This is a genomic window from Curtobacterium sp. PhB115 (assembly GCF_003752025.1).
In the GTDB taxonomy this organism is placed as follows: domain Bacteria; phylum Actinomycetota; class Actinomycetes; order Actinomycetales; family Microbacteriaceae; genus Curtobacterium.
Genome location: NZ_RJKR01000007.1, coordinates 368,700 through 385,588, shown reverse-complemented (window position 1 = coordinate 385,588; position 16,889 = coordinate 368,700). Strand labels below are relative to the sequence as shown.

The following is a 16,889-nucleotide window of genomic DNA, read 5'->3' as shown; positions in this document are numbered from 1 at the left end:
TCAGCCCCTCCCGACGAGTCCGACGCGGTTGATGAGGGTGTCGAGCATCTCGTCGACGGCGGTCAGGACGCGCGCCGCGCCCTGGTACGCGTGCTGGTAGCTCAGCAGGTTCACGTTCTCCTCGTCGAGGTCGACACCCGCGCTCGACTGCTGCTGGGTGCGTGCGTTGGTCAGGGCGAGTCCGGTGAGCGTCGATTCCGACGCGGCCGACCGGGAGGCTGTGCCCACGCCCGCCACGAAGGTCGCCCAGGCCGTGTCGGCACCGTCTCCGGCCGCACCGAGTCGCGAGAGCGCGTCGGCGAACGAGTCGTCGAGTTCACCCGCCGCGTTCCGCGTCGCCAGGCCGCTGGCGTCCGTCGGGACGACGGACAGGCCCTGCGCCGCGGGGACGCCGGCGGTCACGGCGAAGAACGGGGCACCCGTCGCGCCGGAGGGAGTGGTGCCGGTGGCGTGCACGGCGTTGACGGCCGTGGCGAGCGTCGTCGCGACGGCGTCGTACGAGGCGGAGGCCTCGGCCAGCGCTCCGCCGGTGCCGTTGCCGGTCGCCGGGGCGAGGACCGAGATCGCGCCACCGATGGAACCGCCGGAGAGCGACACCGCGCCGGCGGTGCCGGACGTCCACGTCAGGGTGACCGGGGCGCCGTCGGCGAGTCGCGTGCCTCCGCCGAGGGCGACGGAGCGCGCGTCGGTGCCCTGCACGAGCGGGTTGCCGCCGAGCAGGACGTCGACCGTGCCGTCCGCGTTGGTGCGGGTCGTGCCACCGGCGAGCGAGGCGATCTGCTCGGTGAGCTGGTCGCGCTGGTCGAGGAGCTCGTTCGCGTTGCCACCGGAGGCCAGCGCGGTGCGGATCCGGCCGTTGAGGTCGGCGACCTGCTTCGCGGCGTCGTTGAGCTGCGTCACCTGGGACGCGACCGTGCCGCGCACCGAGGACCACTGGGCGTCGACGGCCTTCGACCCGGCCGCGAGGGCGGACACGACCGTGCCGGCGGCACCGAGGACCGCGCTGGCCGCACCCGGGTCGTCCGGGTGGCTGGCGAGCTCGCTCCACGACGACCAGAACGCGTCGAGCTTCGCGCTCAGGCCGTCGGAGCCGGGCTCGTGCAGCCCGGTCTCGAGCGCGGAGAGCGCGGTCGCCCGGACGTCGGCGTACGCCGAGGACCCGGTCGCGACGCGGACGCCGACGTCGAGCGTGAGCGAGGCCAGGCGGGCGATGCCGTCGACCGACACGCCCTGCCCGGCGAGTGCCGCGGTGCCGCGCATGAAGCCGGTCTGGGCCGCGGTGATCGAGGACTGCGTGACGCGCTGCCGCGTGTACCCGGCGGTGCCGGCGTTCGCGATGTTCTGCCCGGTGACGTCGATGCCGGCCCGCGCCGCGGAGAGCCCGGAGTACGCGGTGGCGAGGGAGCCGAAGGTGCTGACCACGGTGCTACAGGGTCCCCTCGAAGAGCCGCGCGCCGTCGCCCCGGTCGCCCGAGGTGCCGCTCGCGTCGTAGGTGGACGCACCGGCGACGGTGCCGGCGAGGGTCTCCTCGGTGGCGTGCGCCGCGGCCTTCAGGAACCGGTCGTTCTCGTCGCGGAGCGCCCCGATCTGGGTGGTCAGCTCGACCATCGCGGTGAGGTGCGCGGCGAGGATCTCGCCCCACGGCCCGTTCGGTGCCGCGGCGACGACTTCGCGCAGGGGAGCGTCGGAGGCGACGCCCCACTCCTCGGCGACCTCGGCGCTCGACGCGGCGCGCTCGAGTCCGGTGCTGCGGAGCCGGTCGAGGACCTGCTCGACCTCGCGGCTGGCGTGCGACACCCAGCGGGAGCGGCCGGCGGCGAGCAGCAGCTGCTCCTCCTCGAGCTTGAAGGTGAGCAGTTCGAGCAGTTCGCGTTCGCGCCAGAGCACGGCGGACAGGTCGTTCACACTCATCAGCTCCTCCCAGGGTGCGGGGTGGTCGGGTTCCGTTGGGTCCACCATCAGGCGGACACCGAGACCTATCGACCCGACGCCCTGCGACGTAAGCACCTGTCGGACGTGATGCGGTCGTCGGACGCGAGTCGTGCCTCCAGTCCGGTCGGAAACGTCCCCCACCGGGGGACAAGAACGTACGTTCCCGGGCCGGAGTCCTCCCAAATGCCGACGTGGAAAGGGCCCCCGTACCCCCGCACTGGGGACGGATGAGCACCCGTACAGCGCATTGCCAGCCGATACATTCAGAACGCACCGCGGGGGACACCCCGCACCGCGTCACAGGGGCGCAGGGTGCTCCGCTCGGAGGGAACCGGGCGGGTCTTCGGCGTACGCACCGGCCATCCGAGGCCGGCGTCCGCCATGCCCACGGACGGGTCAGTCAGGTCTTCACCAACGGGTCGATCAGGGGATCAGCATGGACCGCACCGAACGCAACGCGATGATCGTCGAGCACCTCCCGCTCGTGGGCTACATCGTCGCCGACGTCCGTGCTCGAGCAACGCACCTCGACCGCGACGACCTCGCCGCCGTCGGGTCGCTCGCCCTCGTCGCCGCCGCCGACGCCTTCGACCCCACCCTCGGCGTCCCCTTCGGCGCCTACGCCCGCACCCGCATCACCGGTGCCGTCGCCGACGACATGCGCTCCGCCGACTGGGCATCCCGCGGCACCCGGAAGCGGATCCGCGAGACCCTCGCGACGCAGGAGGCACTGTCCGCCCGGCTCGGCCGCAGTGTCGGCGTGCAGGAGATCGCCGATGCCATGGGGGTCGACCGGCAGACCGCAGCCGACGCGATGAGCGACGCCGGCCGCACCGTGGCCCCGCTCGACGAGACGGTGCACGACCTGGTCGCCGCCGAGCTGCCGCTGCCCGGGGACGACCTGCTCGAGACCGAGAAGCGCCGCTACCTGCGTGCCGCCGTCGAGGCGCTGCCCGAGCGGATGCGCTTCGTCGTCGAAGCCGTCTACTTCGGTGACCGCTCGGTCACCGACGTCGCCGCCGAGCTCGGCATCACGCACTCCGCCGTCTCGCAGCAGCGCTCCGAGGCGATGCGCCTGCTCCGCGACGGGCTGGCCGCCCACTACGGCGACGGAGGACCGACGGCCGAGCCCGCCTCCCGCACCACCGCAGCCCGCCGGAGCGCCTACCTCGCCCGCGTCGCGTCGAACGCCGCGGCCGGGGTCGCCCGTGCGGTGCACGACGCCACGGCGCCGACGGCCGTGGCCGCGAGCTGAGACTTCGGCGGAAAGTTCTCCGCTGAACCCCTAACGACTCGAGACAACCGGTCGAGAGTCATCCATGTCAGCCCACGGACGGGCTGTAGTACGACCCAGAATTCACGGAGGAAACCACCATGGGTATGTCCATCAACACCAACCTCTCGGCACTCAACACGTACCGGAACCTCAACTCGACGCAGAACGACCTGTCGAAGTCCCTCGAGAAGCTCTCGAGCGGCCTCCGCATCAACCGTGCTGCCGACGACGCGGCCGGTCTGTCGATCTCCGAGGGGCTGAAGTCCCAGGTCGGTGGCCTCACGGTCGCCGCCCGCAACGCGCAGGACGGCATCTCCGTCGTGCAGACCGCTGAAGGTGGCCTCACCGAGACCCACTCGATCCTCCAGCGCATGCGCGACCTGGCTGTGCAGGCCGGCAACGACTCGAACAACGAGGACTCGCGGAAGGCGATCACGACCGAGGTCGGTCAGCTCCAGAAGGAGCTGCAGCGCATCTCGGACTCGACCAACTTCAACGGGATCAACCTGCTCGACGGCAGCGCCGGCACGGCCGCTGACGGGAAGCTGCAGTTCCAGGTCGGTGCGAACGGCAACACGCAGAGCCAGATCACGGTCGACCTCGCCGGTGCGAACGTCAGCACCATCGCCGGCAAGGTGACCGCCGACGAGTACGCGGCCGACGGCACCGTCGCGACCGCCGGTGCGATCAAGTTCGACACCGCTGCCAACGCGCAGACGGCGATCGGCGTGATCGACGAGCAGATCAAGGCAGTCTCTTCGGCTCGATCGAACCTCGGTGCGATCCAGAACCGCTTCGACCACGCCATCAACGTGACGAACGTGGCCAAGGAGAACCTGACCGCTGCTGGTTCGCGCATCACGGACGTCGACATGGCGGAGGAGATGGTCAAGTACACGCGCGACAACATCCTCAGCCAGGCCGGCACCTCGATGCTCGCCCAGGCGAACCAGAGCACCCAGAACGTGCTCTCGCTCCTGCGCTAGTACCCCTGACGCCGCCGCCCGGGACCGTTCGGGTGCCCCGGGCGGCGGCGTCGCCCTTCCCGCCACACCCCACCACGTCAGGGAGCAGCGACGATGTCCTCCGTGTCCTCGGCCTCGAGCCTCGCGATCGACGGCCTCGTCAGCGGGCTCAAGACGACCGACCTCATCAACTCGTTGATGAGTGTCGAGGGGGTCCCGCAGACCCTGCTCAAGAACAAGCTCACCAGCACGAACTCGTTCATCTCGTCACTGCAGACGATCAACGGGCTCGTGCAGACCCTCGCGACGAAGGCAGCGGCCGCGGCGAAGGCCACGTCGCTCGACGTCTTCACCGCCACGAGCTCCGCCCCGAGCGTCACCGTCGCCACCGGCACGAACGCGAGCGTCGGCTCCCTCACCTTCACCGTCGGGTCCACGGCGTCGGCGCAGGTCGGCGTGACCGCCGCCATGTCGACCTGGTCGGCCGACGCCTCGCCGGTGACGATCGTCGGAGCCGACGGCACCACCACGACGGTGACACCGACGTCGGGTTCCCTCGACGACACCGTCTCCGCGATCAACAAGTCCGGCGCGGGGGTGACCGCCACGAAGGTCTCGGCGGGCACCGACGCCGACGGCACCAAGCTCTACCGGTTGCAGCTGACCTCGGCGAAGACCGGTGCCGACGGTGCGTTCCAGGTGTACCGCGGGACCGGGGCCGACGTCACCGCCGGCACCGCCACGAACGTGCTCAGCCAGATCGGGGCAGCCGTCGTGACCCAGGCGAGCGACGCCAGCGTGACGCTCTGGGCCGGCACCGCCGCCGCGCAGACGGTCACGAGCGCGACGAACACGTTCACCGACCTGGTCCCGGGGCTCAGTGTCACCGTCTCGAAGGCCACGACGGACCCGGTGACCGTGACGACGGCGCAGGACACCACGAAGGCCCAGGCCGTGGCGTCCGGGCTGGTCGACGCCCTGAACGCGGTCTCCGCCTACTACGGGACGAACACCGCGGTCACGAGCACGACCAGCGCGACGACCGGCACCACCACGACGACCGCCGGCGTGCTGTCCGGCGACGCGACCACGCGGGACGTGGTGCAGCGGCTCGCCAGCACGATGTCCGCACCGGTGGGCGGCAAGTCCCCGTCCTCGATCGGCATCGTGATCACGAAGGACGGCGACTTCACCTTCGACGCCGACGCGTTCCAGAAGGCGCTCACCACCGACCCCGAGGGCACCCAGGCGATGCTGGCCGGGGTCGCCGCGAACGTCGGAGCGTCCGCGACCGCCGCGTCGGACAAGTACAACGGGTCGATCACCACCTCGATCACCGGCCAGCAGTCCGTCGCCAAGGACCTCAACACCCAGATCGACAGCTGGACCGACCGCCTCACGATGCGCCGCGCCGCGCTCCAGACGCTGTACTCCTCGCTCGAGACCAGCCTCAGCAAGCTCCAGTCCCAGTCGAGTTGGCTCGCCAGCCAGCTCGCGACGACGTCGAGCTGACGGGAACACCATGACCTTCGACTTCCAGGCCGCCGCCTTCCGGCAGGCCGCGCAGCCCCGCACCGTGACCGACCAGCGCCGTGCCCAGTACACGAACGAGGCCGTGCTCTCCGCGACCCCGGCCCAGCTCGTGACGATGCTCTACGACCGGCTGCTGCTCGACCTGCACCGCGCCGAGGCCGCGCAGACCACCGCCGACTGGGACGCCGCCCGCGAGCAGCTCCTGCACGCCCAGGCCATCGTCGGCGAGCTGTCCGCGACGCTCCGCATCGACGCGTGGGACGGTGGCGAGGGCCTGCTCGCCGTCTACAACTACGCCTCAACGTCGCTCATCACCGCGAACGTGCACCGCGATGTGCAGGCCACCCGCGACTGCATCCGGATCCTCGAGCCGCTCCGGCAGTCGTGGCACGACGCGGCCGCGTCGCTGCCGGCGACGCCGGCTGCCCACCAGGCGACGGGCGGTGCGCTCGGTGTCGCGTGACGCCTGGGAGGCCCTGCTCACCTCCCTCGAACACGACGCCGCCGGGCAGACGGCCGGGTCCACGGCCGTGGCCGGGTGGTCGGAGCCGACCGGGCTGGGACCGATGCCGCGCGACCTGGTGGGACGGGCCTCCCGGCTGCTCGCCGCGCAGCGGGACCGGATGGCGACGCTCGACGCGGACCGCCGGGCGACGCTGACGCACCTCGGTGCGCTGCGTGCCGTCGACGCGACGCGGGAGCCCCGCGGGTCCGTGTACCTCGACGCTTCCGCGTAGCGCCGCGCGCCGCGCGCACTCCTCCTGCGACAGAACACCCGTTGATCGACGGGTGTTCTGTCGCATTCGCGGTGCACGCCCCAGCCACGCCCCGGCCACGCCCGTCACGTGCCCGCAGCACGCGCCCCCCGTTCGGGGCGAGGCCTAACGCGGCCCGCGACGGGCACCGATAGCGCCACTCGAGCACGGATCGCTCACCAGTTCGGCCACGGATCGGCCACCACCGCACGGCGACGTCGCACACCGCGACGAGCGTCTTGACGAGGGGACCCCCGTGTTCGATTCCGTGACGAGCGTCGCGCTGCAGAGCGCACTCGACGGTCTGTCGATGCGCCAGAAGGTGATCGCGAACAACATCGCGAACATCAACACGCCGAACTACCACGCCGAGAAGGTCCAGTTCGAGGACGCCCTCGCGCAGTCGATCGTCGACGGCAGCGGCGCCACCGCCCCGACCGTGGCGCGGAGCCTCGAGCCGACGAACACGAACGGCAACAACGTCAACCTCGACGAGGAGACGCTCTCCAACGTCGACACCGTGCTCCGGTACCAGTTCGCCACGCAGGCGATCAACTCCGAGCTCACCAGCGTCCGTGCGGCGATGCGGACCAGCTCGTGACCACCTTCGACGCGATCGGCATCGCGAGCACCGGCATGACCGTGCACCGCAAGTGGCTCGACGCCGTGTCCGACAACATCGCCAACGCGAACACCGTGAAGTCGATGGACGACACCGCGTTCCAGGCCCGCTACGTCGAGGTCCAAGAGGGCAACGGCGTCTCCGGCGCCTACGTCAAGGGTGCGTCGTTCGGCAGCGCCGCCGGCCGCGTGACCTACGACCCGGACAACCCGCTCGCGAACGAGGAAGGGTACGTCCGCATGCCGGACATCGACCTCGGGACGCAGATGGCGGACCTCATCATGGCCCAGCGCGGCTACCAGGCGAACGCCGCCGTGGTCGACCGTGCCAAGACCGCCTACGAGGCGGCACTGCAGATCGGGAAGAACTGATGCCCATCGACGCCGTGAACGGTGTGACCACCAACGCGATGACGAACGCCCTGACGAGTGTGTCCGGGACCTCGAGCGACAGCACGAGCACGAGCGCGACCGGTGCGGCCGGGGCCACCGACGGCAGCGGGTTCGCCGCGAGCCTGACGGGCGCCGTCGACGGCCTGCAGGCGCTGCAGAGCGACTCGAAGACCCTCGCGCTCAAGGCCGTGACCGGCAACCTCGACGACATCCACGACGCGACCATCGCCGCCACCCGCGCGCAGGTCACCCTCGAGCTCGTCTCCGCGGTCCGCAACAAGGGCGTCGACGCGTTCAACGAGATCATGAGGATGCAGGCCTGATGCCGGTCGCCGTCAAGAACGCCCTCGGGCGTTTCGCCGCCTACGTCAAGGGCTTCAGCGCCGCGCAGCGCACCATCGCGATCCTCGTCATCGCCGCGCTCGTGCTCGGTGGCATCGCCCTCGCGTCGTGGCTCGGCAAGGCGTCGTACGCGCCGCTGTTCACCGGCCTGGCCGCCGCCGATGCGAGCTCGATCACCGACCAGCTGCAGACCGACGGGGTGCCCTACCAGCTCACCGACGGTGGGGCGACGATCCTCGTGCCGCAGGCGCAGGTCTACTCGGAGCGCCTCAAGGCCGCGTCGAACGGCCTGCCGTCCTCGAACGAGGGCGGTTACTCGCTCCTCGACGAGATGGGCGTGACGAGCTCGGAGTTCCAGCAGGACGTCACGTACAAGCGGGCGATGGAGGGCGAGCTCGCCAAGACCATCGGAGCGATGGACGGCGTGCAGACCGCGACCGTGCAGCTCGCGATCCCGGAGAAGTCCGTGTTCGTGTCCGAGGAGAAGGACCCGACGGCGTCGGTGTTCATCGCTCCGAAGAACGGCGCCCAGCTCAGCACCGACCAGGTCCAGGCGATCGTGCACCTGACGAGCGCCGCGGTCGAGGGCATGCAGCCCACCGACGTCTCGGTCGTCGACTCCAAGGGTCAGACGCTCTCCGCCGTCGGCACCGGCGCGACCGGCAGCGGCGCGGACCAGGCGGCCGACTACGACGCGGCGACGAGCAAGAAGATCCAGGACCTGCTCGACACCACCCTCGGCACCGGCAACGCGAGCGTCGTGGTCTCCGCGACGATGAACCAGGAGTCCGGCACCCGGACCTCCGAGAGCTACACGACGCCGACCTCCGGTCCGGTGGCGCTCAACGAGTCGAGCAGCACCGAGCAGTACGGCTCGGGCTCCGGCGCGTCGAGCGGCGCGACGGGTGTCCTCGGGCCGGACAACATCGCCGTGCCGAACGGCACCGCGACGAGCGCGGCCGGCACCGGCGACGACGGCTACACGAACGAGTCCGCGACGAAGAACAACGCCGTCGACCACACCACCGAGACGACGCAGATCCCCTCCGGCGCCCTCGACCGGCAGACCATCTCGGTCGCGCTGAACTCGAAGGCCGACGCGGTGCAGAACGCGAACCTGCAGAGCATCAACGACCTGGTCGCGAACGCCGCCGGGGTCGACTCCGGGCGGGGCGACCAGGTGAAGGTCGCGATGATGGACTTCGACACCAGCGCCGCCGACCAGGCAGCGAAGGCGCTCGAGGCGCAGCAGAAGGCCGACCAGCAGGAAGCCCTCTGGTCCTCGATCCGCACCGCGGGCATCGTGATCGGGATCGTGCTCGCAGTCATCGCGATCATGTTCTTCGTCGCCCGCCGCAGCCGGAAGCAGGAGCGCGAGGCCGTCGACCTCGGCGAACTCGACGCCTTCGCCGGCGAGACCTTCCAGCTGCCCCTGGCGATGGACGGCCTCGGCGAGCGTGCGACCCTCGGCGCGGGTGACGCCCCGACCGCCGTGCTGTCGACGATGCCCGCCGGGGACGCACCGACCGAGGTCCTCACCACCGAGGAGATCTCGGCCGAGCGCCGCCGTCAGGACATCTCCGCCCTGGCCGAACGGGACCCGAAGCGCACCGCCGAGCTCCTCCGCGGGCTCCTCGACGACCGGGCACCGGTGTGAGCGCCCTGATGCCGAGCGGCGGCAACGGCAACGGTCCCGGCAAGGGCGCCAACGACCGCAACCTCTCCGGCGCCCAGAAGGTCGCGCTCATCCTGATGCAGATGGACACCGACCGCGCGGCCGAGGTCATGAAGCAGTTCACGGAGATCGAGGCCGAGGAGATCTCGGGCGAGATCGTCCGGATGCGCCGGGTCGAGGACACCGTCGTCGACCAGACGATGACCGAGTTCCACCGGATGACGATGAGCGGCCGCATGCAGAAGCGCGGTGGCAAGGAGACCGCGCTCGGGCTGCTCGAGGCGTCGTTCGGCGCCGAGCGTGCCGCTGGCGTGATGGACAGGCTGGCGTCGAACCTCGCCGGCCAGTCGTTCGAGTTCCTCGACGACGCCGAACCCGGCCAGGTGATCACGCTGCTCGAGGGCGAGCTCCCGCAGACCATCGCCCTCGTGCTCGCGCACCTGAAGCCCGGTCAGGCGAGCGCCGTGCTCGCCGGTGTCGACGAGCGCGTCCGCACCGACGTCGCGCAGGCCTTCGCCACGATGGGCAGCGCCACCCCGGAGGCGGTCGGCATCGTCGCCGGTGTCCTGCGCCAACGCGCCGGCGCCGTCGTCTCGCCGCGCGAGAGCGTCGAGGTCGTCGGCGGCATCGCGCCGCTGGTCGACATCATCAACCGCTCCGACGTCGCCACCGAGAAGGCCGTGCTCGACGGGCTCGAGGCCCGCGACCCGGAACTCGCCGAGGACATCCGCTCCCGGATGCTCACCTTCGAGGACATCGTGAAGCTCGAGTCGCGCGACATCCAGCAGGTGCTCCGTGGCATCGACTCGAAGATCCTCGCGACCGCGATGAAGGGCGCTGCCGGCCCGGTGGTCGAGACCATCCGTGCCAACGTGTCCGAGCGCAACCGCGAGCTGCTCGACGACGAACTGCAGGCCATGGGCCCGGTGCGCGTCTCGCAGGTCGAGGAGGCCCGTGCCGAGGTCGTCCGCTCCGTGCGCGAGCTCGAGGCGCAGGGCGTCATCACCGTGCACCGCGCCGAGGAGGACGAGCTCGTTGACTGACATCGTCGTGCAGCGCGTCGCGTTCCCCGTCATCGGCGACCCCGCGGGCCGCGAGCGTGCCGCCAGCGCGGACGTCCGTGGGCACGCGGCCGGCTACACCGCCGGACTCCGGGCAGCGCGCGCCGAGGCGGAGGCTCTGCGTGCGCGCCTCGAGGCCGAGCACGCCGCGCGCATCACCGCGCTCGAGGCGGACACGTCGCGCCGGATCGCCGTGCTCGACGCGGCGACGAACGCGATGCTCTCGCAGCTCGTGCCCGTCCTGGCGGACGCGGAAGCCTCCGTCGCCAGCGCGGCCATGGACCTGGCCGAGGCCGTCGTCGGGTACGAGATCCGCGCCTCCCGTCCGCCGGTCGACGCGTCGGTCGTCGACACCACGGACGGCCTGGAGGCCCGTGGTGCGTCCGGCGCGGAGGCCACCGTCCGGCGGGCGCTCGCGTCCATCGACCGCACCGTCCCCGTGGCCGTCCGGCTCAGCCCGGCGGACGCGGCCCGCGTCGCGGCCGTCGACCTGCCCGTGCCGGTCGTCGCCGACCCGTCGCTCCGCGACGGCGACGCCGTCGTCGACCTGCCCGAGGGGATCCTGGACGCCCGGATCGCCACCGCGCTCGACCGCGCCCGCACGGCACTCGGCGTCGCCGCCACGGAGGACGAGCGGTGACCGCCACGCTGCTCCGGCCCCGTGGGCTCGACGACGCCCTCCGGCAGGCCGCACCCCAGCGTGTCGGGATCGTCACGAGCGCCGTCGGCCTCGGGCTCACCGTCGCGGGACTCGACGCGCACGTCGGCGAGCTCGTCACGGTCGGCCGCGAGGGCGGCCCGCAGACCACCGTCGAGGTCGTCGCGACCGACGCCACCGGGGTCCGCTGCATGCCGCTCGGCCGGCTCACCGGTGTGACCGCGGGGACCCCGGCACGCCCCACCGGTCGCCCCGTGCTCGTGCCGACCGGGACCGGACTGTTCGGGCGGGTGCTCGACGGGCTCGGCCGACCGATCGACGACCGCGGACCGCTCCGGGCCGACGCCTGGGTCCCGCTCGACCACGAGACCCCGAACGCGATGGCTCGGACCCGCATCGACACCCCGATGCAGCTCGGCGTCCGGGTGCTCGACACCCTCACCACGGTCGGCCGCGGGCAGCGCATGGGCCTGTTCGCCGGGTCCGGGGTCGGCAAGTCGTCGCTGCTGTCGATGATCGCGCGGGGGAGCGACGCCGCCGTCAACGTGATCGCCCTCGTCGGGGAGCGCGGCCGTGAGGTCCGGGAGTTCCTCGAGGACGACCTCGGACCCGAGGGTCTCGCCCGGTCGATCGTCGTCGTGTCGACGTCGGACGAGCCCGCGCTGATGCGTCTGCGTGCCGCGTTCGTCGCCACCCGCATCGCCGAGTCGTTCCGCGATGCCGGCCAGGACGTCGTGCTGATGATGGACTCACTCACCCGCGTCGCGATGGCACAGCGGGAGATCGGCCTGTCCGTCGGCGAACCGCCGGCGACCCGGGGCTACCCGCCGTCGACGTTCTCGGTGCTCGCCGGGCTGCTCGAGCGTGCCGGCACCGACCGCGCCGGCAGCATCACCGGGATGTACACCGTGCTCGTGGACGGCGACGACCACAACGAGCCGATCGCCGACGCTGCGCGGAGCATCCTGGACGGCCACGTCGTGCTCGACCGGAAGCTCGCGATCACCGGGCACTTCCCGTCCGTGGACGCCCTCGGCTCGGTGTCCCGCGTCGCCTCAAAGGTGACCAGTCCCGAGCAGCGCGGTGCCGCGACGACCCTGCGGAAGGTGATGGCCGCTCGCGCCGCCGCCCAGGACCTGCTCGACGTCGGCGCGTACCAGCGCGGCTCGAACCCGCTCGTGGACGCCGCCGTCGACCACCAGAGCGCGATCGACGCGTTCCTCCGGCAGGGCATGGACGAGCGTGCCACCGCGGATGCGTCGTGGCAGCGGCTCGGCGCCCTCGTGCGGCAGCTGGGGGTGGCGTGATGGCCCGCCGCTTCCCGCTCGCCGGGCTCCTGCGCCTCCGGCACACCGAACAGGACCGGGCCGCCGCTTCGCTCGCCACGGCGAACGAGCGCGTCCGCGACGCCGCAGACGCCCGGATCGCCGCACGGCGGAGCCTCGCCGACGCCGAGGGGTCGCAGCCCATCGAGGACGCCGCGAACCTGAGCGCCGTGGCCGCCGCGCGTGCAGCCACCCGCGGGATGCTCGAGGAGCTCGACGCCGTGGTCCGCACCCGCCGCGCCGACGCCGACCGCGCCCAGGAGGACTACACCGCTGCCCGCCGCGCCGCGGTCGGCCTGGAGAAGCTCGAGGGCAAGCACGCCGCCGAGCAGGCCGCCGAGGAACTCCGCACCGAACAGAACGCCCTCGACGAGATCGCGGCCCGACGCCGCACGGAAGGTGGTGCCCGATGAGCGTGGAAGCCGTGCTCTCGCGGATCTCCGAGATCCGGTCGCAGATCGACACCCTCCGGGGTGGCTCCGCCGCGACGACGGCGTCGACGTCCGCCGCGTCGTCGGCGGCCTCGTCGAGCGCCTTCGCCGACGCCCTGGCCACCGCGACCGGCACGGGCACCGCCGCCGCCGGGACCACCGCGGCCGGCACCGCGGCGACCGCGACCGCCGCCCCCGCCACCTCGGTCGACGCCGGTGCGGACACCCTCGCGACCGGCAGCGGTGCGACCGGGGCCGACGTCGTCGCGGACGCGAAGAAGTACCTCGGCGTGCCGTACGTGTTCGGCGGCACCACGACCGCGGGCATGGACTGCTCGGGACTCGTCCAGACGGTCTTCAAGGACCTCGGGGTAACCATGCCCCGGGTCGTGCCGGACCAGGCGAAGATGGGCGTCGAGGTGGGGTCCCTCAAGGACGCGCAGCCCGGCGACCTCATCATCCCGAAGGGCGAGGGCCACGTCGTCATCTACGTCGGCGACGGCAAGGTGCTGCACGCGCCGCGCCCCGGCAAGGACGTCCGCATCGTGGACAACTGGTACTCGGACGCCGACATCGCCACGATCCGCCGCATCGTGCCGTCGCAGGCCTCGGCCACCACGGCGACGACCGCCACCGCCGCCGCGAGCACCGCCGCGAGCAGCACCACCGACCTGCAGACCGCCGCGCTGCTGTCCCTGATGCAGTCCGGGAGTGCCGCATGAGCCTGACGATCGCCACCCAGCCCACGACGACGCCCGCCGGACCGCCGGCGCGTGCCGCGAAGGACACGTCCGGTCCGGGCGCGTTCGACGCTGCCCTGACCGCGGCCGTCACCACGGACCGGCACGCCGAGCGCCGCCCGGAGCGGGACCGCGGCGCCGGCACGCGCACCGACGGCGGGACGACTGCGCCCGCACCGGACCAGACCGCGACGGACCAGACCACCCAGACGACGGACCAGCAGACCGCCGCGCTGCCCGGAGCCGTCGCCCCGGTCGCCCCGGCCGCCGTCGTCCTGCCGACGCCCGTCCCGCCTGTGCTCGTCGCTGCCGCCGCTCCCGCGGACTCGACCGGCGCCGCACCGGTGGACGCCGCGACCCCGTCCGTCCTGCCCGCGGTGGCGACGACGACGGCTGCGACCTCCGCGACCGTGAGCACCGAGGGGGGCACCGCGGCGAGCGCCACTGCGAGCACCACGGCGAGGACTGCTCAGCGCACCGCTCCGGCACCGGCGACCGCGCCGGTGACGACGACCGGCGCCCCGACGGGAGCCCCGACCGGCGCCCCGACCGGAGCCCCGACGGACGCCCCGACCGCAGCGCCGACCGGAGCCCCGACCGCGGCGCTCATCGCCGGCGAGTCCGCACGCGCTGCGACCCCGACGCCCGCGACCGCGGCGCCGACGGTCAGCACGACCACGCCCGGCGCCGCGCCCGCGCCCGGCACCACGACCACGGTCGCCGCGCAGCCCCCGGTGTCCGCGTCGACGACCGCCGCAGCACCGACACCGACCGACGACGCGGCCACCCCCGTGGTCGCGACGATCGCCGCACCCGGCACCGGGCCGACGGCCGGACGCGGTGCCCAGACCGGCCACGGGTCGGAGCAGCAGGGGTCGACGGCGGGTGATCCGGGCCTCCAGGCCGTCACCTCCACGCGCGGAGGCGAGACGCCCTTCGTCCTGCCGACCACCTCGACGACCGCGGTCAGCGCCGCGAGCGCGCCGGCACAGTCCGCGACCCCCGCGCCGCTCGCCCAGCAACTGTCGCGACCGGTGTTCACGCTCGCACAGGCCGGCCCCGGCGAGCACGTCGTGACCGTCCAGGTCGCACCGGAGGGCCTCGGCCCCGTCACGGTCCGCGCGCACGTCACGACGCACGGCATGCACGTCGAGCTCTTCGCCGCGTCCGACGCCGGGCGCGAGGCCGTCCGGCAGGTGCTGCCCGACCTCCGCCGTGACGCGGCTGGCACCGGGTTGAGCACGACGCTCGACCTGTCGTCCGCGAACCACCCGGGCGACTCGCCGACCCGCGACCAGCGACCGGCCGCCGGTCCGCCCCGTGGCGACACCGGCCTGGAGGCGCGACCCACCCCGCGCGACCGGCCCACCACCCCGACACCCACCGTCCGCACCGCGGGACTCGACGTCCTCGCCTGACCGGCTCACGAACAGGAACGCAACCATGCCCATCGACGGCATCACCGGCAGCGTGGACCCGGCCGCTCAGGCCGCGGCCCTCGCTGCGAACTCGACCGCACAGAAGTCCCAGACGATGGACTCCGAGGTGTTCATGAAGCTGCTCGTCACGCAGCTGCAGAACCAGGACCCGTCCTCGCCGATGGACACCAACCAGATGATCAGCCAGCAGACGCAGCTCGCGATGATGGAGCAGATCACCAACCAGACCACGACGGGGAACGAGAACTTCTCGCTGCAGATGCGGATCGCCGCCGCCAACCTCGTCGGCAAGCAGGTCAGCTACACCGACGCCGCTTCGGGCAAGTCCGTCACCGGGAACGCCTCGGCCGTGTCGTACGCGAACAGCGTCCCCACAGTCAGCGTGAACGGGAAGGAGGTCGCTCTCGACGTGATCTCCGGCATCACCACGGCAGCTCCGGCCGCCTGACGCTCGTCCTCCTTCCCCTTCTCCTTCTTCTTCTTCCTGCCTCTCCGAAAGGACGCACCATGCTCCGCTCGCTCTACTCCGGGATCTCCGGCCTCCGCTCCCACCAGCAGATGCTCGACGTCACCGGCAACAACATCGCCAACGTCAACACCGTCGGCTTCAAGTCCTCGACCACCGTCTTCCAGGACACCCTGTCGCAGATGACCCAGGGTGCCGGCGGACCGCAGACCGGCGTCGGCGGCACGAACCCGGCGCAGATCGGCCTCGGCGTCCAGGTCGCCGGTGTCTCCACGAACTTCGCCCAGGGCTCCGCGCAGGCCACCGGCAAGGCGACCGACCTGATGATCTCGGGCGACGGCTTCTTCGTCACCCGCCTCGGCAACGACACCGTCTACACCCGTGCCGGCGCGTTCGACTTCGACGCCGACGGCCGCCTGGTCACCGCCGACGGCAAGATCGTGCAGGGGTACCCGGCGACGAACGGTGTCGTCAACGACAACGGCGGTCTCGCCGACATCACGCTGCCGCTCGACGCCGCAGCCCCCGCGGTCCGCACCACCACGGCCTCGGTCGCCGGCAACCTGCCGTCCGAGACCGCCGTCGGCGACACCATCACCCGCGAGGCCACCGTGTACGACGCCTCGGGTGCCAAGCACACGATGTCCCTCGCGTACACCCGCACCGCGAACGGCTGGGACGTGACCGCCAACAACGGTCAGGGCACCTCGGCGACCTCGTCGCTCACCTTCGGGGCGAACGGCGCACTGACGGCCGGCGGCACCCTCGCCGTCGGCGGCATCACGGTCGACATGGGGGAGCTCACCGGCTTCGCCTCGCTGAACACCGCGTCGATCGGCTCGCAGAACGGCCGCGAGGCCGGCGCGCTGCAGGGCTACTCGATCTCGAAGGACGGCACCGTCACCGGCACGTTCTCGAACGGTGCGTCGCTCGCGCTCGGCCGCATCGCGCTGGCGACCTTCGCCAACCCGGCCGGCCTCGAGAAGACCGGCGCCTCGGGGTACCGGGCAACGGGCAACTCGGGCACCGCGACCGTCGGCGGCCCCGGCTCGGCGGGCGTCGGTTCGCTCGCGGCGGGGACGCTCGAGATGTCGAACGTGGACCTGTCGCAGGAGTTCACGAACCTGATCGTGGCGCAGCGCGGCTTCCAGGCGAACGCGCGCATCATCACGACCTCGGACGAGGTGCTGCAGGAGCTGACGAACCTGAAGCGGTAGGCGGCGGCGCTGCGGTCGCTGCGGTCGCTGCGGTCGCTGCGGTCGCTGCGGTCGCGGCG

General features: G+C 72.3%; 19 protein-coding genes. 17 read left to right on the top strand and 2 right to left on the bottom strand.

All coding sequences use genetic code 11. The features are described 5' to 3' along the window. Both flgK and EDF19_RS11395 read right to left on the bottom strand, forming a co-directional pair. On the bottom strand, positions 1–1,422 hold the full coding sequence (gene flgK / locus EDF19_RS11400; RefSeq protein ID WP_123680971.1) for a flagellar hook-associated protein FlgK: 1,422 nt from the start codon (positions 1,420–1,422) through the stop codon (positions 1–3). 4 nt (positions 1,423–1,426) lie between these two features. Beyond that, positions 1,427–1,912 (bottom strand): flagellar protein FlgN, encoded by a 486-nt coding sequence (locus EDF19_RS11395; RefSeq protein ID WP_123681033.1) that lies wholly within the window; start codon positions 1,910–1,912, stop codon positions 1,427–1,429. A 457-nt stretch (positions 1,913–2,369) separates the two neighbouring features. Between EDF19_RS11395 and EDF19_RS11390 the strand changes: the two genes are divergently transcribed. From EDF19_RS11390 to EDF19_RS11310, 17 genes are all read left to right on the top strand, one after another. Continuing rightward, positions 2,370–3,188, top strand: a complete 819-nt coding sequence (locus tag EDF19_RS11390; RefSeq protein ID WP_123680970.1) for a sigma-70 family RNA polymerase sigma factor — start codon at positions 2,370–2,372, stop codon at positions 3,186–3,188. A gap of 119 nt (positions 3,189–3,307) precedes the next feature. After that, positions 3,308–4,195 (top strand): flagellin, encoded by an 888-nt coding sequence (locus EDF19_RS11385; protein WP_221180650.1) that lies wholly within the window; start codon positions 3,308–3,310, stop codon positions 4,193–4,195. A 93-nt stretch (positions 4,196–4,288) separates the two neighbouring features. Next, complete coding sequence (fliD, locus tag EDF19_RS11380; protein ID WP_123680968.1) at positions 4,289–5,686, top strand: flagellar filament capping protein FliD; 1,398 nt, start codon at positions 4,289–4,291, stop codon at positions 5,684–5,686. A gap of 10 nt (positions 5,687–5,696) precedes the next feature. Beyond that, positions 5,697–6,170, top strand: a complete 474-nt coding sequence (gene fliS, locus EDF19_RS11375) for a flagellar export chaperone FliS (RefSeq protein ID WP_123680967.1) — start codon at positions 5,697–5,699, stop codon at positions 6,168–6,170. After that, positions 6,160–6,444, top strand: coding sequence for a hypothetical protein (locus tag EDF19_RS11370; protein ID WP_148071079.1), 285 nt, complete (start codon positions 6,160–6,162; stop codon positions 6,442–6,444). The genes fliS and EDF19_RS11370 overlap by 11 nt, the downstream gene beginning before the upstream one ends. A 274-nt stretch (positions 6,445–6,718) precedes the next feature. Next, a complete protein-coding gene (gene flgB / locus EDF19_RS11365; RefSeq protein ID WP_123680965.1) occupies positions 6,719–7,063 on the top strand; it encodes a flagellar basal body rod protein FlgB in 345 nt (114 codons plus the stop codon). Further along, positions 7,060–7,455 (top strand): flagellar basal body rod protein FlgC, encoded by a 396-nt coding sequence (locus EDF19_RS11360; RefSeq protein WP_260217109.1) that lies wholly within the window; start codon positions 7,060–7,062, stop codon positions 7,453–7,455. The genes flgB and EDF19_RS11360 overlap by 4 nt, the downstream gene beginning before the upstream one ends. After that, entirely contained in the window at positions 7,455–7,799 is a 345-nt protein-coding gene (gene fliE / locus EDF19_RS11355) for a flagellar hook-basal body complex protein FliE (protein WP_185022789.1), read from the top strand. Before EDF19_RS11360 ends, fliE begins: the two co-directional genes overlap by 1 nt. Further along, positions 7,799–9,475 carry a flagellar basal-body MS-ring/collar protein FliF gene (fliF, locus tag EDF19_RS11350; RefSeq protein ID WP_123680964.1) on the top strand — a complete coding sequence of 559 codons (1,677 nt, stop codon included), beginning with the start codon at positions 7,799–7,801 and terminating at the stop codon, positions 9,473–9,475. Before fliE ends, fliF begins: the two co-directional genes overlap by 1 nt. Further along, on the top strand, positions 9,472–10,536 hold the full coding sequence (gene fliG / locus EDF19_RS11345) for a flagellar motor switch protein FliG (protein WP_260217108.1): 1,065 nt from the start codon (positions 9,472–9,474) through the stop codon (positions 10,534–10,536). The genes fliF and fliG overlap by 4 nt, the downstream gene beginning before the upstream one ends. Further along, positions 10,529–11,194 carry a hypothetical protein gene (locus tag EDF19_RS11340; protein WP_123680963.1) on the top strand — a complete coding sequence of 222 codons (666 nt, stop codon included), beginning with the start codon at positions 10,529–10,531 and terminating at the stop codon, positions 11,192–11,194. Before fliG ends, EDF19_RS11340 begins: the two co-directional genes overlap by 8 nt. Further along, the gene (locus EDF19_RS11335; protein WP_123680962.1) at positions 11,191–12,519 is read left to right on the top strand and encodes a FliI/YscN family ATPase; all 1,329 of its coding nucleotides are present in this window, start codon (positions 11,191–11,193) and stop codon (positions 12,517–12,519) included. The genes EDF19_RS11340 and EDF19_RS11335 overlap by 4 nt, the downstream gene beginning before the upstream one ends. Beyond that, on the top strand, positions 12,519–12,950 hold the full coding sequence (locus EDF19_RS11330) for a flagellar FliJ family protein (RefSeq protein WP_123680961.1): 432 nt from the start codon (positions 12,519–12,521) through the stop codon (positions 12,948–12,950). The genes EDF19_RS11335 and EDF19_RS11330 overlap by 1 nt, the downstream gene beginning before the upstream one ends. Beyond that, positions 12,947–13,690, top strand: a complete 744-nt coding sequence (locus tag EDF19_RS11325) for a C40 family peptidase (RefSeq protein ID WP_148071078.1) — start codon at positions 12,947–12,949, stop codon at positions 13,688–13,690. The genes EDF19_RS11330 and EDF19_RS11325 overlap by 4 nt, the downstream gene beginning before the upstream one ends. Next, on the top strand, positions 13,687–15,126 hold the full coding sequence (locus EDF19_RS11320; RefSeq protein WP_123680959.1) for a flagellar hook-length control protein FliK: 1,440 nt from the start codon (positions 13,687–13,689) through the stop codon (positions 15,124–15,126). The genes EDF19_RS11325 and EDF19_RS11320 overlap by 4 nt, the downstream gene beginning before the upstream one ends. Before the next feature lie 25 nt (positions 15,127–15,151). Beyond that, positions 15,152–15,595 (top strand): flagellar hook assembly protein FlgD, encoded by a 444-nt coding sequence (locus EDF19_RS11315; protein WP_123680958.1) that lies wholly within the window; start codon positions 15,152–15,154, stop codon positions 15,593–15,595. A 59-nt stretch (positions 15,596–15,654) separates the two neighbouring features. Beyond that, complete coding sequence (locus EDF19_RS11310; protein ID WP_123680957.1) at positions 15,655–16,830, top strand: flagellar hook protein FlgE; 1,176 nt, start codon at positions 15,655–15,657, stop codon at positions 16,828–16,830. Positions 16,831–16,889: the final 59 nt, after the last annotated feature.